General features: G+C 32.4%; 28 protein-coding genes, 1 pseudogene and 1 riboswitch. Of the genes and pseudogenes, 20 read left to right on the top strand and 9 right to left on the bottom strand.

The window, feature by feature from the left end; translation table 11 throughout:
- Positions 1-30: 30 nt before the first annotated feature.
- A complete protein-coding gene (locus tag MHI39_RS14310) occupies positions 31-249 on the bottom strand; it encodes a hypothetical protein (protein WP_342539483.1) in 219 nt (72 codons plus the stop codon).
- Between the two features lie 1,000 nt (positions 250-1,249).
- On the opposite strand from MHI39_RS14310, the gene MHI39_RS14305 reads away from it, so the two are divergent.
- From MHI39_RS14305 to MHI39_RS14295, 3 genes are all read left to right on the top strand, one after another.
- Positions 1,250-1,813: a hypothetical protein gene (locus MHI39_RS14305; protein WP_212941346.1), complete on the top strand. Its 564-nt coding sequence runs from the start codon at positions 1,250-1,252 to the stop codon at positions 1,811-1,813.
- A 264-nt stretch (positions 1,814-2,077) separates the two neighbouring features.
- On the top strand, positions 2,078-2,956 hold the full coding sequence (locus tag MHI39_RS14300; RefSeq protein WP_212941344.1) for a R2-like ligand-binding oxidase: 879 nt from the start codon (positions 2,078-2,080) through the stop codon (positions 2,954-2,956).
- Positions 2,957-3,256: 300 nt separating this feature from the next.
- Positions 3,257-3,835 carry a histidine phosphatase family protein gene (locus MHI39_RS14295; RefSeq protein ID WP_058005892.1) on the top strand — a complete coding sequence of 193 codons (579 nt, stop codon included), beginning with the start codon at positions 3,257-3,259 and terminating at the stop codon, positions 3,833-3,835.
- Positions 3,836-4,137: 302 nt separating this feature from the next.
- Here MHI39_RS14295 and MHI39_RS14290 read toward each other — a convergent pair whose 3' ends face one another.
- A complete protein-coding gene (locus MHI39_RS14290) occupies positions 4,138-5,154 on the bottom strand; it encodes a DUF3231 family protein (RefSeq protein ID WP_342539481.1) in 1,017 nt (338 codons plus the stop codon).
- Between the two features lie 248 nt (positions 5,155-5,402).
- Here MHI39_RS14290 and MHI39_RS14285 point away from each other — a divergent pair, with 248 nt between their 5' ends.
- Entirely contained in the window at positions 5,403-6,047 is a 645-nt protein-coding gene (locus MHI39_RS14285) for an HAD hydrolase-like protein (protein WP_071975764.1), read from the top strand.
- Positions 6,048-6,143: 96 nt separating this feature from the next.
- Here MHI39_RS14285 and MHI39_RS14280 read toward each other — a convergent pair whose 3' ends face one another.
- The 3 genes from MHI39_RS14280 to MHI39_RS14270 all read right to left on the bottom strand — a co-directional run bounded on the left by MHI39_RS14280 (position 6,144) and on the right by MHI39_RS14270 (position 7,854).
- Positions 6,144-6,695, bottom strand: a complete 552-nt coding sequence (locus tag MHI39_RS14280) for a short-chain dehydrogenase (protein ID WP_342539480.1) — start codon at positions 6,693-6,695, stop codon at positions 6,144-6,146.
- A gap of 196 nt (positions 6,696-6,891) precedes the next feature.
- Complete coding sequence (locus tag MHI39_RS14275) at positions 6,892-7,344, bottom strand: hypothetical protein (protein WP_342539479.1); 453 nt, start codon at positions 7,342-7,344, stop codon at positions 6,892-6,894.
- A 12-nt stretch (positions 7,345-7,356) separates the two neighbouring features.
- Positions 7,357-7,854, bottom strand: a complete 498-nt coding sequence (locus tag MHI39_RS14270; RefSeq protein WP_342539478.1) for a hypothetical protein — start codon at positions 7,852-7,854, stop codon at positions 7,357-7,359.
- A gap of 412 nt (positions 7,855-8,266) precedes the next feature.
- On the opposite strand from MHI39_RS14270, the gene MHI39_RS14265 reads away from it, so the two are divergent.
- The 3 genes from MHI39_RS14265 to MHI39_RS14255 all read left to right on the top strand — a co-directional run bounded on the left by MHI39_RS14265 (position 8,267) and on the right by MHI39_RS14255 (position 10,214).
- Complete coding sequence (locus MHI39_RS14265) at positions 8,267-8,740, top strand: DUF4825 domain-containing protein (protein ID WP_259545552.1); 474 nt, start codon at positions 8,267-8,269, stop codon at positions 8,738-8,740.
- A 35-nt stretch (positions 8,741-8,775) separates the two neighbouring features.
- Complete coding sequence (locus MHI39_RS14260) at positions 8,776-9,321, top strand: GNAT family N-acetyltransferase (RefSeq protein WP_259549541.1); 546 nt, start codon at positions 8,776-8,778, stop codon at positions 9,319-9,321.
- Positions 9,322-9,419: 98 nt separating this feature from the next.
- On the top strand, positions 9,420-10,214 hold the full coding sequence (locus tag MHI39_RS14255) for an aminoglycoside phosphotransferase family protein (protein WP_259545550.1): 795 nt from the start codon (positions 9,420-9,422) through the stop codon (positions 10,212-10,214).
- Between the two features lie 146 nt (positions 10,215-10,360).
- On the opposite strand, the gene ccsB is transcribed toward MHI39_RS14255, so the two are convergent.
- A complete protein-coding gene (gene ccsB, locus MHI39_RS14250; protein WP_342539477.1) occupies positions 10,361-11,554 on the bottom strand; it encodes a c-type cytochrome biogenesis protein CcsB in 1,194 nt (397 codons plus the stop codon).
- A gap of 316 nt (positions 11,555-11,870) precedes the next feature.
- Between ccsB and MHI39_RS14245 the strand changes: the two genes are divergently transcribed.
- Entirely contained in the window at positions 11,871-12,395 is a 525-nt protein-coding gene (locus MHI39_RS14245; protein ID WP_180213268.1) for a histidine phosphatase family protein, read from the top strand.
- 172 nt (positions 12,396-12,567) lie between these two features.
- Here MHI39_RS14245 and MHI39_RS14240 read toward each other — a convergent pair whose 3' ends face one another.
- Positions 12,568-13,809 carry an MFS transporter gene (locus MHI39_RS14240; RefSeq protein WP_058005902.1) on the bottom strand — a complete coding sequence of 414 codons (1,242 nt, stop codon included), beginning with the start codon at positions 13,807-13,809 and terminating at the stop codon, positions 12,568-12,570.
- A 658-nt stretch (positions 13,810-14,467) separates the two neighbouring features.
- Between MHI39_RS14240 and MHI39_RS14235 the strand changes: the two genes are divergently transcribed.
- The 6 genes and pseudogenes from MHI39_RS14235 to MHI39_RS14210 all read left to right on the top strand — a co-directional run.
- Positions 14,468-15,682 carry an MFS transporter gene (locus MHI39_RS14235; RefSeq protein WP_216383654.1) on the top strand — a complete coding sequence of 405 codons (1,215 nt, stop codon included), beginning with the start codon at positions 14,468-14,470 and terminating at the stop codon, positions 15,680-15,682.
- A 254-nt stretch (positions 15,683-15,936) separates the two neighbouring features.
- Complete coding sequence (locus MHI39_RS14230; RefSeq protein WP_342539476.1) at positions 15,937-16,497, top strand: AAA family ATPase; 561 nt, start codon at positions 15,937-15,939, stop codon at positions 16,495-16,497.
- A gap of 36 nt (positions 16,498-16,533) precedes the next feature.
- Positions 16,534-17,070 (top strand): DUF402 domain-containing protein, encoded by a 537-nt coding sequence (locus tag MHI39_RS14225; RefSeq protein WP_328797866.1) that lies wholly within the window; start codon positions 16,534-16,536, stop codon positions 17,068-17,070.
- A gap of 82 nt (positions 17,071-17,152) precedes the next feature.
- On the top strand, positions 17,153-17,698 hold the full coding sequence (locus MHI39_RS14220; RefSeq protein ID WP_058005906.1) for a histidine phosphatase family protein: 546 nt from the start codon (positions 17,153-17,155) through the stop codon (positions 17,696-17,698).
- A 146-nt stretch (positions 17,699-17,844) separates the two neighbouring features.
- Positions 17,845-18,783 carry an aminoglycoside phosphotransferase family protein gene (locus tag MHI39_RS14215; RefSeq protein ID WP_058005907.1) on the top strand — a complete coding sequence of 313 codons (939 nt, stop codon included), beginning with the start codon at positions 17,845-17,847 and terminating at the stop codon, positions 18,781-18,783.
- Positions 18,784-18,924: 141 nt separating this feature from the next.
- Positions 18,925-19,041, top strand: a pseudogene (locus MHI39_RS14210) (DUF3977 family protein); the annotation flags it as partial.
- 70 nt (positions 19,042-19,111) lie between these two features.
- Here the strand turns inward: MHI39_RS14210 and MHI39_RS14205 are convergent.
- The gene (locus MHI39_RS14205) at positions 19,112-19,906 is read right to left on the bottom strand and encodes an SDR family NAD(P)-dependent oxidoreductase (RefSeq protein ID WP_180211811.1); all 795 of its coding nucleotides are present in this window, start codon (positions 19,904-19,906) and stop codon (positions 19,112-19,114) included.
- Between the two features lie 233 nt (positions 19,907-20,139).
- Here MHI39_RS14205 and MHI39_RS14200 point away from each other — a divergent pair, with 233 nt between their 5' ends.
- The 4 genes from MHI39_RS14200 (at position 20,140) to MHI39_RS14185 (ending at position 22,499) form a co-directional block, all read left to right on the top strand.
- On the top strand, positions 20,140-20,898 hold the full coding sequence (locus tag MHI39_RS14200; protein WP_342539475.1) for a WecB/TagA/CpsF family glycosyltransferase: 759 nt from the start codon (positions 20,140-20,142) through the stop codon (positions 20,896-20,898).
- A complete protein-coding gene (locus tag MHI39_RS14195) occupies positions 20,895-21,344 on the top strand; it encodes a tetratricopeptide repeat protein (RefSeq protein WP_342539474.1) in 450 nt (149 codons plus the stop codon). Before MHI39_RS14200 ends, MHI39_RS14195 begins: the two co-directional genes overlap by 4 nt.
- Before the next feature lie 188 nt (positions 21,345-21,532).
- The gene (locus tag MHI39_RS14190; RefSeq protein WP_342539473.1) at positions 21,533-21,733 is read left to right on the top strand and encodes a hypothetical protein; all 201 of its coding nucleotides are present in this window, start codon (positions 21,533-21,535) and stop codon (positions 21,731-21,733) included.
- Between the two features lie 37 nt (positions 21,734-21,770).
- Entirely contained in the window at positions 21,771-22,499 is a 729-nt protein-coding gene (locus MHI39_RS14185) for a nucleotidyltransferase domain-containing protein (RefSeq protein WP_342539472.1), read from the top strand.
- A gap of 87 nt (positions 22,500-22,586) precedes the next feature.
- On the opposite strand, the gene MHI39_RS14180 is transcribed toward MHI39_RS14185, so the two are convergent.
- Positions 22,587-23,000 (bottom strand): YjdF family protein, encoded by a 414-nt coding sequence (locus MHI39_RS14180; protein WP_342539471.1) that lies wholly within the window; start codon positions 22,998-23,000, stop codon positions 22,587-22,589.
- 373 nt (positions 23,001-23,373) lie between these two features.
- A riboswitch (glycine riboswitch) is annotated at positions 23,374-23,489 on the top strand.
- Between the two features lie 99 nt (positions 23,490-23,588).
- Between MHI39_RS14180 and MHI39_RS14175 the strand changes: the two genes are divergently transcribed.
- The gene (locus MHI39_RS14175) at positions 23,589-24,917 is read left to right on the top strand and encodes a sodium:alanine symporter family protein (protein WP_342539470.1); all 1,329 of its coding nucleotides are present in this window, start codon (positions 23,589-23,591) and stop codon (positions 24,915-24,917) included.
- A gap of 425 nt (positions 24,918-25,342) precedes the next feature.
- Positions 25,343-25,924, top strand: a complete 582-nt coding sequence (locus MHI39_RS14170; protein WP_071975778.1) for a DeoR family transcriptional regulator — start codon at positions 25,343-25,345, stop codon at positions 25,922-25,924.
- Positions 25,925-25,928 lie beyond the last annotated feature (4 nt).

Genomic DNA, 25,928 nt, shown 5'->3' with positions numbered 1-25,928 from the left:
CATAATGGATTCTGACCCACCTTAAAAAATTTAAATTAGTGTCTTGACGAAGGGGTCCACTTTAGTGGGTGCTGGCTCTGTCGTACCAGCATATCTATGTTCATGCCCAACATTAAATGACGTAACACCTGAAAAATTATGTTTATGAAGTGGTCTTCCATCCCATGTCGTTAGATATAAAATATGAGAATAATCATTATTAGAATCAGGTGAATGTACCATAAAACCAGTTACAGGTATTTCCTTCATAAGTTTCTTTTCACCCTTTCCGCTTATTTGTAAATTAAGAGAAATTCTCAACAAAGAATATGCCCATTTTCAAATGTTAGAACTCCAAGTTTAAATATAAGTGAATAAAATTTTCCATTAATGTATAAGTGCACGATAAATTTCGTAAACCTATAATTCGTTAATCTAATAAAGGTGATGATCAGCCCTAGGAATATGTTTCGATTATGTTTGATATTGGTGTATTAAAAGATGAAAGATGCTGCTTATATTTTTGAAATGTTGATCAAACGATTATATATATCTGATAATTTTATAAAATCCTGAAGATATAACATGATACTTTTAAACAAGCGTTGCGATTCTAAATTAGAATCGCTTTTTATATTCAAGTGGGTGAATTTAATTGCGGAGAATTTATTAATCTAAAAAATTTCAAATCTAAATATACTTTTTTAAAAGTAATACGTATAAGTAATAAAAAACTTTTAGTTGCATTTGGACTAGATTCTAGTACTAATCGAAAGTAAGTACATGGTTACGAAATAAGTTGTTTATTAAAAACATTAGGCTTAGTAACTGGTATTTTAAAAGCGACAAAAATTGGAGGGGCTTATTCCGATTATCACATTCTATAAAATTTACAATATTCAGCGAAAGTACAAACAATTCTACTTATGTTTCATAAAATTGAAGTAATTACAAAGAAATGGCGAGGACACATATGCATTTTTTTGAATCAGAAATTTCGAAAAACATTATCTGATTATGGTGCATATAAGGATTATTTTGGTCCCTTTTAGGAAGTGTACGGATTTCAATGATATATGATCAGCAGATAACTGGTCTTGTGTTAAAGGATTCAATCAAAAGACTAAAAAAACAGATTCATCTAAAGATGAGAATCGAATTTAGAGATTATTAATACTCATTATTGAATTCGGATACTCATAAAAATGGCAGTTTTCAGAACTTCAAAGTCTTTTAGAAAAACTATTGATAAAGAAGGATGATGGGAAATATGCCGATTACAAATGATAAGGGTAGCTCTTTTTTATCGAGTAAGGAAATTGGATCTATTGATGCATGGATATCCGAAATGAAGAAATATCCTCTCCTTATTCCGACTAAAAAAAGAAAACTAGCTCAACGTACACTTGAACTTCCATATAAGCTTATTGGCAATGGTTTAAATCGAATAGTTTATGATCTTGATAACGGATACGTCTTGAAAATTGCATTTTCCGAAATAGGCTTGATAAGTAACGGTCAAGAATTTAGTCTGTATCATTCTGCACATCCGGATATTAAGCAATACCTCTGTCCAGTAAAAGAAAAAGGACAGGGGTGGATTGTTATGAAAAAGATGGAGCGTAAGGCACCTATTAATTTGGAAAATCTTCAGAAGCTGAGTACTCTAACAATGAAGTTTTTATTACGAGGGATCATACCAGTCGATTTAAGACTAGCAAATATAGCATTATCACATGATAATGAAATGGTTGTTATTGATTATGGGCTTTTTATAAAAGCTTTACATGGAAAGTCAGACCAATCTAATGATGATGTCCATAGTGCAAAGTGAATGAAAGTTTATTTTTGCAGTCTTAATTTTATGGAAGCAGTTAAATTTGATCGATGAAAATGAAAAAATATATATGGATAGTAAAAGATGATAAAAGAAAAACAATCAAATGAACAAAAAATCATAAGAACTTAAATCAAGAATATTAGAACTTATGATCTTTTAGAAAATATTAGTAGGGATCCTCGATGGGTTAGTTAGTATATTGAATGAGAAATCATTGAAATTCTATACAGTTAGATTAAAAAAAGAAGGTGAATAATCTTGAGGAAGAAACTAGTAACTACGAGTTCAGAAGGTTTAATGGAAAATTCATACCCCTATCGCTTGTATCAAAAGGCAAAAAAATTTGGAGTTTGGAATCCTCAAAATATTAATTTCTCACAGGATAAGGAAGACTGGAAACTACTTTCTGTTAATCAAAAAGATTGGATTCTGAAGCTGCTCGCACAATTTCAGGGAGGAGAAGAGGCGGTAACATTAGACTTACTTCCTTTGCTAAGGGTGATTGCGAATGAGGGTAGATTGGAAGAGGAGATGTTTCTTACTACATTTTTATGCGATGAAGCGAAACATACTGAATTCTTTCGAATTGTATTAAATACTATTGGTGAAAAAGATGATCTTTCACACTTGCATTCCGAATCGTATCGTAAACTATTTTATGAAATTCTTCCAGAGACAATGGAACGCCTTTGGTATGAGCAAACCCCAGAGGTAATAGCTGACGCAGCTACCGTGTACAATATGTTTGCTGAAGGAGTTTTAGCTGAAACGGGGTATAAAACATTTTATGATGGACTTCAAAAAATCGGTAAAATGCCAGGACTTCTAGAGGGAATTGATCACTTAAAGCGGGATGAATCAAGGCATATTGCATACGGTACCTTTCTTCTTCAGCGTTTGATTTGTGAACATCCTCATTTATATGCCAGGATTATTAAGAAACTTGAGGAATTGGCACCTATCGCAATTTCTTTAAATGCAGAGGGCGTAATTGGGCAAAGCGAGAAATCAAATGAATACAGTTCTGAAATGAATAAATACTCTGAAAGACAACTTAAGGCAAGAATGGAGATTCTAGCACGGGCAAGGGGAAAGACGATCAATGAAATTTATCAATCAGTTCAAGAAAATCTATAAATGAAATTCTAAAAAATACAGAATAACTTAGAAAAATAATATCCTCATTTCTATAGATGAGATAAAAAATAACCACATCTATCAAACAAATAAAAAATGTTAAGTGGTAACATATAAAATTTAATGAATTTGTTATTGGGATAGTAAAAAATTAAATCAAAAATGTGTTTCTTTCTCATTATCAAACTAATGGCGTTAATCAAAGCAGGATTAATGCTCTTTTTTGTTGAAGTATCTTTTTGAGCAAATCAAGCGGAGCTTATTACAACAAAAGCAAATGTTAAATTAGAGGTGTGCGAAATGACTACTATAGGATTAATAAGACATGGTATTACTGATTGGAATGAATTAGGTAAAGCACAAGGAATATCAGATATTTCAATAAACGATATAGGAAAGATCCAGGCTAAAAAACTTGGCCAGCGGCTTTCGCAAGATGAAGATTGGGACATGCTTATTACGAGTAACTTGTTAAGAGCAATTGAAACCGCAAGTATCATTGGAAATATTATCGATCAACCTATTAGTTCGATCGATGATAGAATTCGAGAAATTAATTGTGGAATGATTGAAGGAACAACTGAGGAAGAAAGAATAAATAAGTGGGGAAGGAATTGGCGTAACTTAGAACTTGGCATAGAAAATTTTGAGAATGTCGCCATTAGAGGGCTTGATTTTTTAGAAGATATTGTACGCTTATATAAGAACAAAAGAGTATTAGCTGTTAGTCACGGTGCCTTAATTGGTCTTACCTTACAACGTCTATTACCAGAGGAGTTTCGAACAACTTATATTGAAAACACTTCACTAACAATTCTTCGGAAAATTGAAGATCGTTGGCAGTGTCAATTATATAATTGTACTATTCATTTAAAATGACCTATCTACATTGAATGACATGGGTTTTCTTCAAAACGGATTCCATACATAAGGTCATAAAACGTAAAATGACTAACAGGTAAAATACACAATTGAATTTTTTATGATGAACAATTATTTAAATTTAATAAAAATGGTGCGTTGCGAAGATTTTTTTAACAACCTAAAGAAGCTATCTCTTTCTAAAGATAGCTACTGTCAACTATATAAGTACTAATTAATATATTGGTCAATCTCTCAAAATGTTCTTTAAAGTATATCTATATGACAAGCAGTTCTTATTAATCATTTGATACCTCATATTATGAATCTTTCATCAGAGATTTCCTGTCAATTGCTTCTGGTTGTTTTTCTAACCATTTGTGCTTAACCATAATATTGTAGGATCGCGCACCAGCTTCCATCGCATGTGCGAATACTCTACTATAGTTTAAAAGTAAATCCGATCTGAAGCTGGAGCCTAATGAAGCTCCATAATATGTAAGAGCTGCATGCACTAAAAACCCTGCGTGATACATTATCAATTTGTCAGAAAAGGGACTGACCGTAGATTCAGTAATCTCAGTCTCCCATTTTTCAGGAATTGGTAAGTTATCTTGTTGTAATATAGAATCAAAACTCTCTACATCGGTTTTTGCTAATTTCACATTTTTTAACATAAAATTTCGAACTTCTTCACACTCAGCTACCTGACTAAACGCCAAGCTTATTGACTGAACAAATCCAGTTTTCGTTGAATTAAAGAAAAGGGTACTAATTTCGGAACTATTTAATGGTCTTTTATCTCCCACTAAATTTGAAACGAAACCCGGTGATTCTATAAACTTCTCTCCACGAACTGGTGGGACGGAAGGAACACTTTTGAATTTTGGATGTTTTTTTGCTACTTCATCTATCTTCTGAAATAATTCTTTTGATGATTCTGCACATTCGAAAAAATAATTTTGTATATCTTGTCTTTCCGAGTTAGTAATAGCTAGACTGTAAGCGGTTAATCCATGAATGGTCATGATATAGGAGTAAAAAAGTAAAAATTGGTCAGAAAACAGACGGGGGGCATTTACATTCACATCATTTTCTGTAAAGCCTATAGGGAATTGATAATTAGCGCTATGTAAGAACTCTGGAATTTTTGTGATATGGCTCTCGGATAATCGTAAAGCAAATTCTAAAATAGGTTTAATTTCGTTGTTTTCAACAATGTTAAGAAAATACTTATAAACACAAATTGCCATACTATCGCCCATATATTGAAGCCAAAGTCCTGACAGTTCTGCGGCAGTTAAAGTGTTTGATTTTGTTTTCTTGAAAATTCCCAAAAGAATACCTCCAATTTTCCTCAATTTCCATTTAGTGATTATTTTATGGTATTGCTAGGGAAGTATACAGGTATTTGAGAGAAATTTATATTTCGTACAGCACAAATAGATACAAGCAGAAAAAAATCGGTATGAGGGGGAAATGTTCAAATAAAGTAGTAAAGTTTAGAAATTTTAGGTTAAAAAGTAATCATATTTTTGCTAAACTTTTAAATGAATTTAGTCTTTTTTTGTGGGAGAGAGAAACGATGACACAGTCAATAATTTTTGATATGGATGGAACACTATTTCAGACGGATAAGATTTTAGAATTATCACTTGAAGATACGTTTAATCATTTACGTGCTCAAAATAAATGGGAGAAAGAGACTCCTATTGATAAATACCGAGAAATAATGGGTGTCCCTTTACCGAAAGTATGGGAAACTTTATTACCAGATCATTCAATCAGTGATAGAGAACAAACGGATTCATACTTTCTTGAAAGATTAATAGATAATATAAAAAGTGGCAAGGGTGCCTTATATCCTAATGTAAAGAAAATTTTTAGTTATTTAAAAGAAAATAATTGTATGATATATATTGCAAGTAACGGATTAATAGCGTACTTAAATGCAATCGTTAGTTATTATCAGTTGGATAATTGGGTGACAGAAACATTTAGTATCCAACAAATTGAATCATTGAATAAATCAAATCTTGTTCAAAATATTATTGAAAAGTATGGCATTACTACTGGAGCAGTAGTAGGAGATCGTTTATCTGATATAAATGCAGCTAAGGAAAATAGACTAGTTTCAATAGGATGTAATTTTGATTTTGCTAAGGAAGAGGAACTTTCTCAGGCGGATATCGTTATTGATGATCTAATGGAGTTAAAGAAATTTTATTAATTTATAATAAATAGAACAAAAAAAGAGGCATTTATTAATAAGAAATGCCTTTTTCTTATTCGATTACATTGGCACACTAGAGGATACGAATAACCCTCAACTAGGACGTTTATCCCAAGGCTCAATATTTCCTACTATATGTAATTTCTTATTTTTGCTAATTGATTCAATAACGCCTTCAGAAATTTCTTGATCTGTTAACCATCTTGAATGGTTATTTTCTATAATAAAACCTAATTGAACTTGATGATAGGAACAATTATCTGATATAGGAACATTTTTTTGAATTTCTTTTAAATTCGAGCTACTCCCTAAAACATGAAATAAATTCCATTCATCGCTATCATTTGAAACCTCTTTACAAATAATTTCTAAGGCATTTTCTGCATAAGAATGTATCCAAGCAATAACTGTATCAATCTTTCCATTCTTTAGAACGGTAGATATGATTTCTTTTCTTAACCACTCATCATTATTATAATCTACACTAATTGCTGTAATCCTATCTCTATATGGTACTTTATCTACAAGCTTATTCAAGCGATGAAGATTTCGTGCAATCACTGATACGTGATAACCTTGGTTATTTAACCAGAGTGATACATCTGCAAGCATTCCTGATCCACCAACTACTAATACGTGTTTCATTAATATTACTCCTTTATAGAATGATAATAGAACAAAGATATACTTTTTAATTATACTAACAAAGTAGGAAGCGGAATGTAATTAATATCTAAAAGTTCATTGAAGTTTAGGAGAAGGGGGTGAATGATATATATTTTTATTAGTATTGCTGGTTGCAAATTGTTTACTAAGGAAATAAAACTCAGTTTATGTTTTTCTACTTGAGAAAGTTATCAGCTTTTAGCCTAATTTCTTTTAGCATAACATCATTTTCTTTCAAGGTTTCTCTAATTTTTTGTACTAAAATAAGTGAACATGGATCTGTAATTTGTTTGGCAACTCTTTCAAGTAATATTTTTGTATCAACAGAAAACCGTTCTGCAAAACTATGACACATTACCATATTCATTCGTAGGAACTCCCTATATTCATCATTAGAAAATGCTCTTCTTATGCAGCCTCTGACACCTGCATATCCATAGGAGACCTCCGAAGCAGCTCTGTAGAATAAAATCATTCCATCTGCATGACTAGTTTTAGGATCTACGCGAAGTTCTGTTATTAATGACATTAATCTTCTTACCATTGGTTTCGCTTTCTCCATTGTGTTCCACCAATCTAATAAAGCTGTCCTTTCTTCGTTCGTCATTACCAAAGGCTGATTATGCAATTTATACCCTCCTTAAAGTCTAGGAATTGCTTGAATATCCTGAATACGAGAATGGATTTCTTCCCATTTATCTCCTAATATTTTTTTACTTAAATAAATAGCTTCAAAGATTGCTAAACCGATTTGTTTATTTAAATATCGACTAATATTTATTAAATAATTGAATTCAGGAGCTACTCCATATATAGCTAATTCAAAATTGGGACTTAATTGCTTTTCACTTATTCTTAAAGTGTCAAGCTCAAAAACAAGCATCTCAAATGCAAGTGGAATTTTCTCGCCATTCTGAATTCGTTTTATCGTGCCTTGAACTGCATCAAATCCATACCCGATATCTGCTACAGATGCATGATAAGGATTAAGTCCAGGATTGGTTCGTAAAGATGGGATCGATCGAAAACCTGTCGTTATAGAACACACCACTTCTTTTGCAACCATACCCTTTTCAATTATGGTATATATTGCTGCAAGATATTGTTCACTTTGCTTTTCCTTAAGTAAATTTGTCATGTCATCGTCTCCTAACTGATCCGTTTTTATCACTTAAGAGCTAGTAAATATGTTTTTGTTCATTAATCAAAAAATTAAGCTTTTTAAGAGGATATCAATTAGAATAAATTGTTAATACTCTAAAAGGATGGCAATAACCTGAATATTAAATGTTATTATGACATACAAAAATTTATAAATTGTCCACAAATTAATGCAGATTAACTATTTTACAGATATTCTTTTATTCATTCTTAGCATTTCATCTCTTCAAATGATGTAATTGGTCGACATAATAGGGAGATGTTAAGTTTAAGAAATATAAAAAGTTGAAACCTTTTACTGGAAAATTCGTAACTTAAAGAGGTAGTGTAAAGAAGATAATTTTTTATGAACTGTAAAAATGGTTGTCAGTTAATAAGGGGGAATTCGAGTGAAACAGAGAATAAAGTTTCTGTTTTTTTTAACATTGGTAGTAATTTTGTTAATTGGCTGTAGTGCTAATAAAGATCAAGAAGGCATCTTTCAATTTAAAGATTCGTATGTTGGTGATAACAGTGCAGTTGGTAACATTGTAAAACAGTTACAAAGTGGCGAAAGTTTAAAAGGAATTGAACTTAAAACTAAAGAAAAACCATATGGAATGATTTTAAATTATAATTGGATAGAATCAGAACAAATATACAAAGAAACAGTAATAAATAATGCTACATATATCTTTTCATTGGTTCATAATGTTGAATGGATCAGATTTCATTTTAATGACAAAGAATATAAAATCACAAAAGAGGAAATCCAAACCTGGTACGGAAAAAATTTAAATGAAGTTAAAAATGAAGATAATTTAAGGAAACTTATACAAAAATATTTGAAAGAAGAGCAAAAGGTAAATCAGTTAATCCAATAAGGAAGGTTCGTAAAGTCGATAGGGAGAGACATATGATGAAAGTTAATGCAAAGAAGTTTTGTAATAAAAATTTATCTTTTACCATAAGGTTAGCGGTAGAGAATGATGCTAAAGACCTTTCAGAGATCCGACTACAAATTGATGGTGAAACGGAAAATTTAGATAGAGAACCAGGTGAATCCTACATAGACGAAAGCGGTTTTAAACAATTAATTTTCGAAGATACAGAACAGGATCATAATCTATTTTTAGTTTGTGAAGCAAATGGAAAGATTGTAGGATTTTCGAGATGTGAAGGGAATACATTAAGAAGAAATTCGCATATCGTTGAGTTTGGTGTCTGTGTAATACAAAAATATTGGGGATACGGGATAGGTACTCATTTATTAATAAAAACCCTTGAATGGGCTGACTCTATTGATATCAAAAAAATCACTCTAAAAGTTCTAGAAACTAATGATCATGCGATTAAACTTTATGAAAAATATGGCTTTGAGCAAGAAGGCATTTTAAAAAAGGATAAGCTATTATCTGATGGAAATTATTACAATACGATCTTAATGGCACGGTTTAAAGGCTGAAAAAAATAATAATATGTAACATTATTTAAATGGAAATTTTAGTTTATAGTAAAGGGAAAGACATTGTAAATTAATATATTGGTAGAGGTGAAATTAAATTGCAGCCAATACATGTTAATGAAATTCCAAATGAAATAATGGAAGATCTCCATGAAATTTATAGTATAAGGTTTCCACGACAAGGATATACCTCCGATATAGGATTAATAGAAAGTACCCGAGGACTATATGCATTAAAAAGGACAAAGGGAGAATTATTTTGTTCTTGGCTAAAGAGGGAAATAACAGTTCTAAACTGTCTGACGCGGGAAACAAATCTACCAGTTCCAAAAGTAAAGAAATTTGTTCAACAAAAAAATCCGAAAGAATCCTGGGCTTTAATTGAGTATATTGAAGGAGATACTTTAAGGACTGCTTTAACTAATGAAAAAAATAGGGGAAAACATGAAGAAATAATTTATAATTTCGGGAGTATCTTGTCTCAAATCCATTTAACGTCGTGCCCTAATGATCTAAAATTTCAACAAACATGGCTTGAAGAAATGTTACTTCAAGCTGAATATAATTTGCAGAATGAAAAAGTGGATGGAACGAAATTATTATTAGAAAAAATTAAATATAATAAACCGAATGTCTATAAACAGACGCTCATACATGGAGATTTTACAATTGATAATGTTTTAGTATCGAATGGAGTAATTACGGGAGTAATTGATTGGAGTGGAGGGGGTTATGGTGACCCTAGATATGATGTATCCTTAGCCATTCGTCAAAAACCCAATGCATTTGAAAACGTAGTAGATAGACTCATATTTTTTGAAGGATATGGAGAAAAAATCATTGATGATCATATATATGATTATTTTGTGAATGGACTAAATGAATTCTTCTAGTTAAGAATATTTCCCAGATTAAATACCTTATGAATAAAGCATCGAATCCGTATATTCGATGCTTTGTTTTATCAACTATACTGTAATATAAAGGAGGTAAGCTGTAATTTTCTATTAACTATAATATCGGTTTGCAGTGTATTTAATTATGCATAAGAATGCAAACCAGAAATGATTAAATTAACAAAAACTTGATTAAAGATAATAATACCGAATCCGATAATGGCCATCCATGCCGTTCGTTCTCCTTCCCATCCTTTTCCTATTCTTAAGTGTAGTAATACAGAATAAAATAGAAAAGTAATAAGTGCCCAAACTTCCTTCGGATCCCAACCCCAAAAACGACTCCATGCTAATTGTGCCCAGATCATAGCAAATACTAATCCTCCTAAAGCAAATAAAGGGAAACCAATAACCACAGATCTGTATGTAATCTCATCCATCAAATTAGCATTTACCTTCTTTGATACTGGCTTTATTAAAGAAATGACATTACATCTACAAATTAGACGAATGACTAGATAGATAAGTGTGCCTGTTAAAAACGACCAAATGATCGTATTTAATTTTTGAGCATCTATCAGTAATGGAGTCTCAATCACACTATTTTTCTGGGATATATGATTTTTACTATCGCGTGATTCGACAATTACTGAGTTCTTTGGAACAGTTAGAGCTGGCAATGTATATTCGTATATTTCTATTTGATCTTGTTTATTTGTGAACTTTATGTATTGCTTATAATTCGTGGTTTGAAAGGCAGTAGTAATGATAATAAATCCTATAACTACGATTAAGAAATACATAATTAATTCTAGGAAAAATGATTTTTTACTCTTTTCTTTAGGATTAATGGTTTTTAATAAATAAATTAACCCAGTAACAAAGGATATCGAAAGGACTGCGCTACAAAAGGCAACAGTGATCACATGTATGGTTAACCATTTACTTTGCAAGGCTGGAATAAGTGGTGAAATGTCTTTAGAAAAAGCGTTTGCATAACCAAGAATAATTAATGAAATGGGAAGAATGAAAAGTCCCATCACACTTTGACGATAAATATAGTACAAAATAAAAAAACTACCAACTAGCATAATTCCAAAGAAAGTCATAAATTCATAAAGATTACTAACCGGAGCATGCCCAGAAACATACCATCTACTAATAAAATAAACAAGTTGCAGTATAAATCCTAATAGAGTTAATAATAGAGCAACTCTAGAAAATATACTCCGTTTTGATTTCACTGATAAACCCCAAGGTAAAATAGCAATTAAATAAATAAGAAAAGAGAGATATAATGATGTACTGCTCAGCTCAATTAATGATTGCGTAGACATTGAAACACTCCTAAACTTCTTTTGGTTACACGGGTATATCATCATCTTGTTAAATTTTTTTGTTAAACTATATCCAATCAATTACATTTTACCTGTTATGTGACAAAAATGGAGAATAATATTCGAAAATTATGTGTCTCAATTCCCTCTTCATTGTTTTAAGATTGGTATTTCTTTTCAAAAATCTGCTAAAACACCTAAAGAAAGACTTCCTAAGAATAAATGGAACTACTATTAAATTGAAAGAAATATAACAGTTGTAATATATATCCATTCTTGTAATATATAAATAAATCATTTTTTCGGAGGTGGAACGATGATCTATATTATCAGACATGGTGAAACAGATTTAAACAAAGAAAGAAGAATGCAAGGACGCAATGGTTATCCACTAAATAAAAATGGAATCATACAAGCTGAGAATTTAAGAACTAAACTACAAGGAATAGAATTTGATCTTGTGTACTCATCTCCACAGGAGAGAGCTGTTGAAACTGCTCAAATAGTTTCAGGTGGGAATGTAATAGTCGATAAAAGACTTGATGTGTTTGAATTAGGAGAAGCAGACAATTTAAAGATAAGTGAAGTGAAAATGGATGGACTCATCCCCGATGTAAGTGTGTATAAAGGTATCGAAGACACTGAAAGCTTTGTGAACAGAGTCTTTAATTTTATGAGGGAATTAGAACATCAATATGTTGAGAGTAAAGTAAATATTTTAATATCAGGACATAGATGTACTACAGGTTGTATGGGTGCCTATTTTGAAGGTATCCCTGAAGATCGGAACATATTAACATATTCATCAGATAATGGTGATTACAAAGTATATCAATTTTAATATTTTTATTTAGTCATAGAATTTTTAATGGGGTCGCCTATTAAAAGAATTCAATAGGAACGTTCAATGGAGATGCATATCACTAAAAACGGTTGGAACAAGGATGGAAAAATCACCATATCCAGAATAGTTGATGGTAGTTTTCTATTCTGGATACGATAAAAGACCTACATTATATACTTTGCTTTACATGTATTTTATATAGAAAAATATAACAAGCTCCACCGAGTAATGCACAAAAAAGTATAAGGCCAAACACACCTATGGGTGGGGTCCATTCAGAAAGAAAAACGGTAATAGGGGCTAAAAATCTTCCAATCGTAAATTGTAATTTAGAAGCACCCATGTATTGACCTCTCGCATTCTTAGGAGCATAGTCACTAATAAAATTATTTAATACAGGTGAACGAACGAGTTCACCGAAAGTAAAAATAATGGTGAGAAAAAATAAAAGCCAAATGTTTGTTGTGAATCCAACGAAAAACATACCCACCCCAGTCAAAATGGCTGAAAGGATAAAGACATCACGGTCACTCCAGTGTTTAAGCCATCTTGTAACAGGAATAACAAATAGAACAAAGAGTAGACCGTTCAGCCCTAGTAACCATCCTAGTATATCGGTATTGTTGAGTTTTATTGAAAAGTTTCTCCAAGAAATCAGAGATTGAGAGGGGACATGCTCAGTAATATATATGGCTAAATATAAATCTAATTGCATAATTGCAATGACTGAGAAAACTCCACCCAATATATAGAGAATAAATATTTTATCCCGAAAGATCATTCCATAACTCTTCCATTGTTCTTTGATTAATTGCATATTTACACTTCTATGAATAGATTTTTTTGTATAGTTAGGCATGGATTCAGATATCTTAAAATAGATCGTTATTGAGTAAACTAACATGACAATGGTACAAATCCATAAAAGTTCACTTCGATAATGAAAGAAAAAGAATGCACCTAATGCGGGTCCTAACACCGCACCAATATTATTACCGGTAATAAACGTAGCAAAAACTTGTCTTCTTTCTTTTTCTGGAACTAAATCAGCTACCATCGCATCACTTGCAGGCCCATATAATCCACCACCTAAACCAATTCCAATAAAAGCCAAGTAACTAATCCAAGGTGAAGATGCCATAGCGAAACAGGCAAACATGATTGTTCGAAGGGACGAACCCAATAGCATAACAGGTCTTCGTCCTAAATAATCAGCTAAAATTCCACCGATCATATTACTTAGCAAAATAATTAATGGTGGACATGTCATCAATATTCCTGCAACATGGCTACCCAATTCTTTACTAAAATAGACTGTTATGAAAGGAAAGTACATCCAATAAAATAAATTAAATAAAGTTTCTCCAGCTAATCGAATTTTTAAATTAGATTCCCATAAGGTTATTTTCAAAATATCCCTCGTTTCTATTATGATTTTTTACAGGCTCTTGTCTTTTTACAAAAAGAACAAACTATACAAAATCACCATTTTTCAAAGAAATTTCCGGCCGGTTATAAAAATATAGAATATTTTTTATATTAAATATAGACTTATAATTAATTTTAATTTATACTATTAGTATGGAAATCAAGGAAAGTTACTTTTTAATTTGAATGTACTACAAAAAGAACATATGTTCGATTTTTGGATCGGTGCTACTTTTGCAGCGTCTTTTTTTATAAAAACATAATGATTATGGACTAGGCCTAGTTAGTAATGAAGGAGAACTTCATTACTAACTAGGCTTCATTTTGTTTTGGTAAGGATTATATTCAAAGTGAGCAAATGAATCCCTAATAAGAGGAAAACGCGGGTTCGGGGTAATTAAAGTGAGGGAAAGGTGCCCCAAAAGGAAGAAAACACGTGTTCAGGGTAACTAAAGTGAGACAAAGGTACCCGAAGAGGAGAAAAATGCCGCTACACGGTAACTAAAGCGTGAGAATTGTACCCCAAGAGGAGGAAAACGCCTATACATAGTAACTAATACGAGCGAATAATTCCCAATCATAAGAAAACCCCGTTTACACGGGGTTTTTTATAATTTGAATTTAGTTAAGGAGTGAAGGAAATGGGAGAAGTGATTAAGAATTCGAATTTTCGCAAATTGTTTTTGTCTAATTTGTTCTCGGGAGTTGGTCAAGGTATGACCATGATAGGGATATCGTGGTATATGATTGAATTGACAGGTACTGCTAGATTACTTGGCTCAACGATGATTATTTCTGCGATACTTACGTTACTCATTGGTCCTTTTGCTGGGACGATGATCGACCGTTTTTCTCGTAAGGCTATACTGCAATTTGAACAGTTAGCGGGTTTCACGGTTTTATTGACCGTAAGTGTATGGGGATGGTTGGGAACCTACTCTGAATGGATGATGGTGTTCATTTATTTATCAAGTATTTTCATATTTTATATGCATGAATCTGCACAATCAGCGTTTGTACAAGAAATCTTTGAACCAAAACTATACGGATCTATTAATTCGTTTTTGGAAATTGAGAACCAAACAGCATTAGTCTTATCAGGGGCACTAGCTGGAATATTGCTAGAGAAATTTGGACTGCATGTAGTTTTAATACTTAATGCATTAGCCTATTTACTTGCATTTTTAAATTTATTAGGTATCAACTATGTCTCCACTAGTAAAGAGAAATTGAAATTAGATACTAGAAACTCTTGGTTATCCATGTTCAATGAAAGCTGGAGATTTATTAAAAGGAGAAGGGGATTAATGATATTCGGTGTGGCAGCACTGATACCTTTTATTACGGTTATGCTGGTAAATCTATTAAATCCGATCTTTGTCAGTCATAGTTTAAAAGCAGATGTAAAAATCTATTCCCTTGGAGAAGTTACGTATTCTATAGGTGCACTAATTTCTGGAGTATGTACGACTATTATTACACGGAAATTGAGTTCATCCTCTTATATGGTCGCAAATTATTTCATGATGATCGTGGCACTTATACTAACGGTCACCTTTCCAAAGGCAGGGATTTTTTTATTATGTTCAGCTTTAATAGGGTGGTGTAATGTTTCAACTCGTCTGATTAGACAGAATATGTATATGGAATTATTACCAAATCATTTAATAGGAAGAGTATTGAGCTTTTTTAAATCAATCGGTACGTTATTAAGACTTTTACTATTAGCCCTGTTTACAATCATCATTGACTTAAATGGTGTAGCAGTAGGATATTTCATATTAGCAGGAATATTATCATTGGCGACAATTGGAATATTCTTATCCTTCCGTCTTCTGTTGAAAGAGAAAGATTGATTACGAAAGTGCACGCTAGTGGATGTTCAAAAAAAAACAGAAAATATCTTCCTAAAATAATAGAGTTTTACATCAAATTTAAACATGTTTCATAGTTATTGACAAAAATAGAATAGAACAAATTTTACATAAATTATAGTATGATGTATCTATAATCATGATTGCTCATCTGACATCTCTTGTAGAGTGAAATGTTGTACTCGTCTTATGATTGGGTCATGAAAAAAATTCAAGTAGGAAATTAAGGAGGAGCTATGAAACTTGTTTTAATATTTGGTCCACAAGCAGTTGGGAAAATGACAGTAGGTCAGGAATTAGCAAGGATAACAGATTTAAAGCTATTTCATAATCATATGACGATTGATTTAGTTAGCCATTTTTTTGACTACGGAACAAAAGAAGGCAAAAGATTAGTTGGATTGTTTAGGGAGGAAATATTTGAAGAGGTTTCAAAAAGTGATTTATATGGTTTGATTTTTACATATGTATGGGCATTTGATCTTCAATCAGATTGGGATGAGGTAAACAAAATATGTAATATTTTCGAATCAAAAGGAGGAACCATCTATTTTGTAGAATTGGAAGCTAATCTTGAAGAAAGGCTGGAAAGAAATAAAAGTACGAATCGATTAAAGCACAAACCTTCTAAAAGAAATATTGAATGGTCGGAAAAAGATTTAATCAGTTCTTTGAAACAATATAGATTAAATTCCTTTGACGGTGAAATTCAAAAGGACAATTATTTAAAAATAAATAATACGAATGTAAGTGCAACAGAAGTGGCGGAAATAATTGCGAATAAGTTTAAGTTATAAAGCTTTAGTTGGAGAGAAGTTAATGTTAAAGGGGAAATCTACATGATATACACACCAAAGACAATAATAGAAAGAAAAATCCGTTATGATTCTAGTATTGTGGAACATTCTTGTCTATTACTAAACTCGAACCAGCAAAAAGTCGTTTTATTTCATAGAATCGCTGAATCCTTTACGATGAAAACTAGTAATAATCAATTAACTATCCCTAAAGGAAGTTATACCCTTGCCTATTATTGGTGTGATCGTCCCTATAATTTATATATATGGAGAGATATGTTGGGGAATTATTTAGGAGCTTATTTTAATATTGTAAAAAATACATATGTGAAGGATAGAGTTTTGTCATTTGAGGATTTGATTATTGATGTATTAGTTTTTCCGGATGGACAACACTATGTTCTGGATGAAGATGAGTTGCCTGAATCACTTGATCGGTTTGAAAATGGATTTGTTAATAAAGCATTGGTTGACTTACAAAATTCAATTGATGATCTCCTTCCGAAACAAATATGTGAAACCATGAAACTATATAATCATGAGAGTGTGATTCCTTTATTAAAGAATGATTGAAACAGAGATTATCAAATAAAACAATCCTTAACAACTGCAAAGACACTATAGTTAACGCATGAATCAATAAAAGGAGAAAAAGATGTCTAAAATTATTTATCTTGTAAGGCATTGTCAGGCTGAGGGGCAAAAGTTTGATGCTGATCTGACCCCAAAAGGTATCGAACAGTCCCTTTTACTTTCAGAATACTTTTTGAATAAAAATATTGATATGATCATTTCTAGTCCCTATAAGAGGGCAATTAAATCTGCAACACCATTTGCACAAACAATCAGTAAAGAAATTATTAAGGATGAACGCTTATCAGAAAGAGTTTTAAGTTCTAAAGACCATTCTAATTGGTTAGAGATGCTTGAAGATTCATTCACAGAGCTAGATTTATGTTATCCAGGTGGTGAATCAAGTAAACAGGCGATGAATCGTGGAATCACAGTAATCGAAGACGTTTTAACATGTAGTTCCAATCATATAATGCTTGTCACTCATGGGAATTTAATGGCTTTAATGATCAAGCATTTTCAACCATCTTTTGGATTTAAACAATGGCACCAATTATCGAATCCAGATGTATATAGCTTAGTATTTGAAGATAACATTCCTAAAATACAACGAATATGGATTGATTGAAACATGTGAAGGATTGGTTTCCAGTTCATTATTAAGATAGTTGTAAAATTGGACTAGTGAATCATTTGTAAATCTATTTCATAATGTTGATGAAATTATTTTTAGTAATGTTCAAGCCAATTTGAATATATGTAAGGGGGAAATATATGATTCAACTACCTATTAATTTTATAAAAACGATAAAATCAGTTCACAAGAAAAAGGGGGATTTATGGCTACACGATTTTCACAGGTTAATTGAGGAATGTGAGGAACGATGGCAATTACAAATACTACAGCCGTTTGATTTGTCATATAATTTTGTAGCACCTGCCATTAGAATAGATGGTACTGAGCTGGTAGTGAAACTTGTAATACCAGGTAAGGATTTTCAAGCAGAGGTAGAGGCACTATCTTTATTTGATGGAAGAGGCATGGTGAAAATGCTCGATGTAGACCTTGAAAAAGGAATTCTTATTTTAGAAAGGCTACATCCAGGGAATACACTTGCTACTCTAGATAATGATGTAGAAAAAACATATATTGCTGCAAATATAGCTAAAAAATTATGGACTCATGTACCTAAAAGTGCTTATATCCCAAAAATTTCTGAGAGAGAAGAGCAGTTTTGGAAAATTTATAATAAGCACCCTAATGGTTTCGGTCCATTTTCAAAGAAAGATCTTTATCACGCAGTAAACACCTTTAGTTTATTGAATAGTAAGAAGGAGAAATTGTTTTTACTTCATGGTGATTTTCATCATTACAACATCTTAAATGATGGAAATGACTCATGGATTGCCATCGATCCAAAAGGATTAATTGGTGAAAGAGAATATGATATTATCCAGTTTTTATTAAACAATCTTCCAGATGAAAATGTGTTAGAGGTAATAAATAAGAGGATTAACGTATTTGTAGAAGTATTAAAACTTAATAAAGAAAGAATTCTATTATGGGGTTATGCACATGCTGTGTTAGCTACGTGTTGGTCGGTAGAGGACAATGGTCAATATAATCAAGCATTTTTAAATAGTGTAAAAGTGTTTAAAGACTTGTATAGTGAATATTTCGGAAAATGTAATGAATGCCTTTTGGATAAATAATCTCGAAAAAGGGAGAATTAATATGAATATCTCAATACTTGAGATCGGTGCAAAACGGTTTGGTACGAATACTTCATCTCTACGATTGTTATATGGATTTGATCAAAATGTATATGAGTGCAAGTTACATAAAAATTTGATTATTATAGAATTTGGGTATCAAAAACAGTTTGGATTATTGACTCGGAGGAAGGATTTAAAAAGACTAAAAAGAGAAGGAGAGCCTTCAAGTTTATTTTTGGGATATGCAGTCACTAGGGCATGTTAGACACCATATATTCATGGAAAATATAAAGACATATAAATATATATGATGCCTAACAATTAATTAACCTATTAACGCTTGAAAATCAGCAATACTTGGATTTGCCATGTAATGGCCACCTTCAACTTGGATGGTTTGTCCAGTAATAAATTTTGATTCATCAGAGGCTAGGAAAAGAACCGTATAACCAATATCATCAGCTTCTCCATGATATGGTAGGGCATTGTATTTTTCAAAAATACTTAATACTGGTTCTGGCATATTATTCTTTGCAGCTGGTGTTAGAATAAGTCCAGGTGCTACACTGTTGCAGCGAATATTATTCTTTCCATACTGTGCAGCGATATAACGAGTAAGATTTACTACTGCAGCCTTTGATGCTCCATAGGCTGAACGGGTTGCATCTCCTGCAAAAGCAGCCATAGATGCAGTATTTATAATCGATCCGCCACCAGCTTTAATCATATGTGGTATGGCATATCGACTCCCAAGTAATACACTTTTAGTGTTGACATTCATCAATCGATCCCATTCTTCAAGATCCATATTGACTACATCTACATCTTTTTGTAGATTTGTTAAGCCTACATTATTATATAGAACATCAATTTTTCCATATTTTTCAACAGTTATATCCACCGCTTTTTTGATAGAGTCTTCTTTGGAAGCATCTAAAAATATACCAATTGCCTCTCCACCTGAATGAATAATTCTTTCTGCGGCTTCAGTTGCACCTTCTACATTGAAATCACCAATGACAACTTTAGCACCCTCTTTTGCTAATAAGGTAGCTGCTGATAAGCCGATACCTGATGCTCCACCAGTTACTAAAGCAATTTTTCCTTCTACTCGTCCCATCTTTTAATCTCCTTAAATATAAAAATAATAAAAGGTTTTAAATAATCCATATTTCTTAATAAAGAACCTTTTACAGTTTTATTTTAACATTTAATTATTAGATGTTGAAATAATTTGTTTTCAACTTAGTATATAAATTTATTTGAGTATTAAATGAAGGAGAAAAGTGGGACTTTAAAGAATGTAGGAAGATCGAGGTAAAAAAATGGAACTGAAAAAAGGAGAATGGCAAAATGAATCAATCAGCTAAAATTATGGGAATCTCATTTCCAAAACTTACATTAAATGAGAGTCTACAAATTCTAAATGATGTTGTAAATAGAAACAAATCAGAGCTCTTTCATGTAGTTACTGGTAATCCTGAAATCGTTATGTCATACCAAAGTGATCAGCAATTAAGGAAAATTATTGATGAAGCTGGGCTGGTTACAGCGGATGGTATTGGGATTATTATGGTATCTAGGATAAAAGGGGAGCAGCTTCCGGAAAGAGTGACTGGATGTGATATGTTAATTAGGTTACTAGAAATGGGAAATCTGAAAAAATGGTCTTTTTATTTTTTAGGGGCAGATGAACAAACTAGCTTAAAAACAATGGATATCATCCATTCAAAATACCCAAAAGTGACCATTCTTGGTAGGCATCATGGATTTTATAGGGATGAAGAGGAACAAAGGATTGTTGAAGAAATACATTCTTTAGGACCTGATTTTTTGATTGTTGCAACAGGTGCACCAAAAGCTGAACACTTTATATACAAGTATAAAAATAAGCTGAATGCTAAGATTGCGATTGGTGTAGGGGGAAGTCTTGACATTATTTCAGGTAAAGTTAAAAGAGCACCATTAATATGGCAAAAGTTAAATCTAGAATGGCTCTATCGATTAATCCAGCAACCATCAAGATGGAGGAGACAATTAATTTTACCTAAATTTGCTTTAAAAGCGTTATTTTATAAAGAAAAGAATGTGGGAAATACAATTAAGCAATGAAGAAAATGAATGAGAAAATAAATCAAGCATTTACTTATTTTGATAACGGGGAATTAGACAAGGCTGAGCAAATATATCGTGAATGTTTAAGAGAAGTACAAGATAAGAAATCGCAGGAATATCGTAATATACTGCATGGGTTAGGTTATGTGAAAAGCCATAATAATGACTTTGATGGGGCAAGAAAAATATATATGGAATTGATCGAAATTGCCCAATCATCTTTAAATAAAAAATTTGAAGCTATTGCATTACATCAACTTGGAATGGTAGAAAGACTTGCAAAAAATTTTAATGAGGCACTCCTCCTATTTCAAAATGAACAACAAATGTTAGAAAAATATTTTCCGGATTTTTTTGTAGGCATGTCGGCAAATTTTTATGAACAAGGTATGATATTTTTAAATAAAGGCTCTTTTCTGAAATATTGTTACTATTTAAGTTAAGTGTTTATTTATACATATCCAGTTGAAAAGGTTTCACCCCCTTATTTCACTGAGAAAAGAGCAACAAGCTCATAAGAACCACTGAATTTTTTATTAGGTGTAAAAGCCGGCAATAGGGCTTTTACAGAAGCAACAATCTTTACAAAAACAATCTCTATAAAAAAGATTACCTTAATGCTGAAAAATTTATGAAAGAATTACTACACTTTGCACATCTATCCCAAGACATGATTTGTCTAGGATGTTCTTATCGTGGCCTTGGAGAAATATTCAAATCAAAAGGAGAGCAAATGAAGGCTAAAAGCTATTTTATTGATAGTATCGAGGCTTTTAAAAAAGTAAATGAAACAAAAGCAATCGATGAAGTAAAAGGTATGATGACGAAATAAGCATAGGTTTAGATTAATTTTTGTTGAGGTGATGATAATGAGGTTAAGTCCTAAGGATGCTGCATTAAAATTTGTAAATAGGAATTTTCCTAAGTGCCAAGCTGCAGTTTTGGCAGGTAGTGTTGTTCGTGGTGAAGAAACGGAAACATCTGATCTTGATGTTGTGATTTTTGATAAAAACTTTTCTTCTTCGTATCGAGAATCTTTCATAGAGTATGGTTGGGCAATTGAAACTTTTGTACATAACTTAACATCTTATCAAGTTTTTTTTCATAGTGATAGGGACAGAGCAATGCCTTCTTTACCAAAAATGGTTTCAGAAGGGATTGTAATAAAAGACGAAGGAATCATCGCGACAATTAAAAATGAAGCGAATGTACTTTTAGCGCATGGACCTGGAAAGTGGTCTGAGGAGATCATACGTATAAAACGATATTTTTTAACGGATACACTGGAAGATTATATTGGTTGTTTAAAACGAGAAGAAGGAATATTTATTGCAAATAGTTTAGCTGAATTGGTAAGTGAATTTGTTTTGAGAACGAATCAACACTGGGTCGGCACATCCAAATGGACCGTTCGGGCATTAAAAAATTATGATATTCATTTTGCTGAATTATTTGTAGATGCGTTTGATACTTATTATAAAACGGGAGATAAAAATAAGGTGATATGTCTAGTTAATCACATTTTAGAACCCTTTGGAGGACAATTATTTGAAGGGTTTAGTTTGGGAAAGGAAGAAGCTTCGAACCAATTAAAATAGGGCAGGGAGTTAGGTAGCAGTGTTTTGCAAATGAGCACTAAAAAGAACTAACTAACAAGGTTAATTGTTAGTTAGCTTGAAATCATGTTATCTACCTTTGTGTTTATTTTTCTTCTTTTGAATTTTTAACTTTCTTTTTAATTCCTTTTGTTCCTCTTTAAATTGTTTGTTTCTTATTATTTTTTCTTTTTTACGTTGTGTGTACTCTTCTTTTATAACATCCTGTGCCTTTGTTGAAGTACCTAGTTGCTTTAATTCTTTTGATACCATCCTTTGAAGTCTCTTTGGATTAATTTTCTTTAAAGATTTTTTTTCAACCGGTATTCCTTTTTGTTGCTGGTTTGCAATTAACCGAGGTAAGTCTTGATAAATAAAGTCTAATACCTCATGATTTTTAGGATCATTTCCAAAAATATAACGATAGGCTTTTAAATGATGATTCGATACAGTTTCAACAAGTCCTACATAAAATTGACCATCATAGTATATGGTTAACTTCATGATAGTCCCTCCTCTAATAAATATTAGAATGACGGACATCCCGAGGAGGGGAAGGTTACTGACATCATATGTGATGCATTCGGACTACCAACCGAATTGTGTTTTTACATTCTGAACATTATTTTACAATCAAAATGAATCGATTGAAAGAGTTTTTTTACAAAAAGTGGATGGAACCATCTTATCAAAAATATTATTCTACCAAATTATCATTCTTGACTTATCGTTTTATACGTTTATAATTAATTTTATTAATTTCATAGCATTCGGATGAACCGTGTAGGAGAAGGTCGTATCGATCTACCGATGGGGCAAGGAGCTGGTCGGACAGCTTTGAAACTCTCAGGTCTTAATCAATAAGTAAACTATACGGGGACGAATCTCTGGAGAGACTCCCTCCCATTGGAGGAAAACGAGCACCGAAGGAGTAAATCCGTCTTTTAATAGAGACGGGATAATCTCTCAGGTAAAAAGGACAGAGACAAGCGAGAAAGACCGATACCGAATCGGTTTCTTTTTCTTTGCCTTGTTCTCCAGAGACCATTTCATTAGATGAAGTGGTTTTTTATTTTGTAAAGGAGAATAGATATGGAAAGAGTAAGTCAAGTGTTAGATCACATCAATGATTATGTATGGGGAATTCCAACATTAATCCTGCTTGTAGGTACAGGAATTCTTCTTACTGTACGTCTGAAAGGCTTACAGTTTAGTAAATTATTTCATGCTCTTCGATTGGCTTTTGGTCGATCTGAAGATCAGTCCACGACAGGAGATATTAGTCATTTCCAAGCACTTATGACATCGATGGCAGCAACGATTGGTATGGGCAACATTGCCGGTGTGGCAACGGCTATAACAATTGGTGGTCCAGGTGCAGTTTTTTGGATGTGGGTCACAGCGCTTTTTGGCATGGCTACCAAATATTCAGAGGCCATTCTAGCTGTAAAATATCGTATCATTGGTTCAAATGGCGAATATTCAGGAGGCCCCATGTATTATTTAGAAAAAGGGCTTAAGCAAAAATGGTTAGCGAATTTGTTTGCTATTTTTGGTGCCACCGCCTCTTTTGGGATAGGAAATTTAGTACAATCTAATTCCGTAGCTGAGGCAATGAGAATTAATTTTTCAGTCTCACCCTTAATTAGTGGTATAGTAATGGCGATATTTATTGCTATTGTTATCCTAGGAGGAGTAAAAGCGATAGGCAAGGTGACAGGCTATTTTGTTCCCATAAAAGCCTTTGTATATATTATAGCAGGTTTAATTATTATCATTTATCATCTGGATCAAGTTCCAAAGGCGTTTTCGCTAATCTTTTCTGGTGCGTTTAATGGAACGGCTGCTGCTGGTGGCTTTGTTGGAGCAACCATTGCTTCAGCTATTCAAATGGGGGTGGCAAGAGGAGTATTCGCCAATGAAGCGGGATTAGGAAGTGCGCCGATTGCTGCAGCAGCAGCTAAAACAGATATTCCGGCAAAACAAGCCCTAGTTTCAATGACGGGAACCTTTTTAGATACATTCATCGTTTGTACCATTACAAGCCTTGTGTTAATTACAACAGGTGCTTGGGAGTCAGGAAAGACAGGAGTCGAAGCAACTACTTTAGCTTTTCAATCAGTATTTGGACAAGCAGGAAGTATGGTACTTGGAATAGCTATTATTTTATTTGCCTATTCTACCATCTTAGGCTGGTCTTACTATGGCGAAAAATGTATCGAGTATTTATTTGGTCGTCAAGCGATTCGTTATTATCGTTATATATTTATCATGATGATAGCAGTTGGAGCAAATTTAAAACTTGGAATTGTATGGACATTCTCTGATATAGCTAATGGCCTCATGGCAATTCCGAATTTAATCGGATTAGTTGGATTAAGCAGTGTGGTTGTTATGGAGACCAAGAAATTGATAAAATAAACCATTAATCTAGAAGGCTGTTAATAGAATGATCTATTGCAGCCTTTTTTAGGTTAGGAAGAAATGATGAAGGACTTTGTTATTATATGCTTGCATCTAATCGACTTATATTGCGAGATACAATAGTAGAGAAAATCCTTAAGTATAAAAACTTTAAGCAGACAAAAAAAGCATAACTGGCACCTGTATTTATCCGGTAACTAAAAAAGACTTAGAACAATTTTTTTATAAAATAGAGATTCTCACATTATGGGAATCTTTTATTATTTGTTATATTATGTTTGATTGCAACATAAGTTCACATAAATATCACAAGTATATAGGTGATTTTAGTATATAATGGGAAAAGGTAAACAGAAGCTTTGTTTTTTAATTTGTGATTGTTTGTTAAAAGGGAACATAAAGTTAAAAGAGAGGTGATTGTATTGTTACCAATCGAAAGACAAAGAGAAATAAAATTACTTATCCAAATGAAAAAAACATTGAAGATTAGTGAACTTAGCGAACAATTTAATGTATCAGAAATGACGATATATCGGGATATTAAACCATTAGTTGAAGAAGGGTTAGTGACGAAAACATTTGGTGGAATTTCCTTAATTGAAAAGAAAGAGTCTAGTTTACCAGATCATAGCCATTGTGTTTTTTGCCACAAACCAAATAATCAGAAAATGGCGTATCGCTTAATTCTTGCCAATGACAAAATCGAAACAGCTTGCTGTGCACATTGTGGTTTATTACGACATCGTCAATTGGGAGATGAAGTACTACAAGCAATTTGTCATGATTTTTTCACCAATACAACAATTAGTGCACTTCTAACATGGTATGTTTTGGATACATGCTTGAATATTTCCTGCTGCCAGCCGCACATTATTACTTTTGAAAATCGAGACCATGCTGAAAAATTTGTAAAAGGTTTTGGTGGGAATATTTATGGATTTCAAGAGGCAATGGAAGTGGTAGCAAAAAAAATGAATGGTGATACTGGATGTCACAATCAATAAATAC

The sequence above is a fragment of the Heyndrickxia sp. FSL K6-6286 genome (genome assembly GCF_038630395.1).
GTDB classification, from domain to species: domain Bacteria; phylum Bacillota; class Bacilli; order Bacillales; family Bacillaceae_C; genus Heyndrickxia; species Heyndrickxia oleronia.
This window is presented reverse-complemented; position numbering and strand designations above follow the sequence as displayed.

What these genes read in the sequence shown, in the direction of transcription:
- MHI39_RS14310 (WP_342539483.1), bottom strand. Translation starts at nt 249, where the DNA reads ATGAAGGAAATACCTGTAACTGGTTTTATGGTACATTCACCTGATTCT.
- MHI39_RS14305 (WP_212941346.1), top strand. Translation starts at nt 1,250, where the DNA reads ATGCCGATTACAAATGATAAGGGTAGCTCTTTTTTATCGAGTAAGGAA.
- MHI39_RS14295 (WP_058005892.1), top strand. Translation starts at nt 3,257, where the DNA reads ATGACTACTATAGGATTAATAAGACATGGTATTACTGATTGGAATGAA.
- MHI39_RS14285 (WP_071975764.1), top strand. Translation starts at nt 5,403, where the DNA reads ATGACACAGTCAATAATTTTTGATATGGATGGAACACTATTTCAGACG.
- MHI39_RS14280 (WP_342539480.1), bottom strand. Translation starts at nt 6,695, where the DNA reads ATGAAACACGTATTAGTAGTTGGTGGATCAGGAATGCTTGCAGATGTA.
- MHI39_RS14270 (WP_342539478.1), bottom strand. Translation starts at nt 7,854, where the DNA reads ATGACAAATTTACTTAAGGAAAAGCAAAGTGAACAATATCTTGCAGCA.
- MHI39_RS14260 (WP_259549541.1), top strand. Translation starts at nt 8,776, where the DNA reads ATGAAAGTTAATGCAAAGAAGTTTTGTAATAAAAATTTATCTTTTACC.
- ccsB (WP_342539477.1), bottom strand. Translation starts at nt 11,554, where the DNA reads ATGTCTACGCAATCATTAATTGAGCTGAGCAGTACATCATTATATCTC.
- MHI39_RS14245 (WP_180213268.1), top strand. Translation starts at nt 11,871, where the DNA reads ATGATCTATATTATCAGACATGGTGAAACAGATTTAAACAAAGAAAGA.
- MHI39_RS14235 (WP_216383654.1), top strand. Translation starts at nt 14,468, where the DNA reads ATGGGAGAAGTGATTAAGAATTCGAATTTTCGCAAATTGTTTTTGTCT.
- MHI39_RS14230 (WP_342539476.1), top strand. Translation starts at nt 15,937, where the DNA reads ATGAAACTTGTTTTAATATTTGGTCCACAAGCAGTTGGGAAAATGACA.
- MHI39_RS14220 (WP_058005906.1), top strand. Translation starts at nt 17,153, where the DNA reads ATGTCTAAAATTATTTATCTTGTAAGGCATTGTCAGGCTGAGGGGCAA.
- MHI39_RS14215 (WP_058005907.1), top strand. Translation starts at nt 17,845, where the DNA reads ATGATTCAACTACCTATTAATTTTATAAAAACGATAAAATCAGTTCAC.
- MHI39_RS14205 (WP_180211811.1), bottom strand. Translation starts at nt 19,906, where the DNA reads ATGGGACGAGTAGAAGGAAAAATTGCTTTAGTAACTGGTGGAGCATCA.
- MHI39_RS14200 (WP_342539475.1), top strand. Translation starts at nt 20,140, where the DNA reads ATGAATCAATCAGCTAAAATTATGGGAATCTCATTTCCAAAACTTACA.
- MHI39_RS14195 (WP_342539474.1), top strand. Translation starts at nt 20,895, where the DNA reads ATGAAGAAAATGAATGAGAAAATAAATCAAGCATTTACTTATTTTGAT.
- MHI39_RS14190 (WP_342539473.1), top strand. Translation starts at nt 21,533, where the DNA reads ATGAAAGAATTACTACACTTTGCACATCTATCCCAAGACATGATTTGT.
- MHI39_RS14185 (WP_342539472.1), top strand. Translation starts at nt 21,771, where the DNA reads ATGAGGTTAAGTCCTAAGGATGCTGCATTAAAATTTGTAAATAGGAAT.
- MHI39_RS14180 (WP_342539471.1), bottom strand. Translation starts at nt 23,000, where the DNA reads ATGAAGTTAACCATATACTATGATGGTCAATTTTATGTAGGACTTGTT.
- MHI39_RS14175 (WP_342539470.1), top strand. Translation starts at nt 23,589, where the DNA reads ATGGAAAGAGTAAGTCAAGTGTTAGATCACATCAATGATTATGTATGG.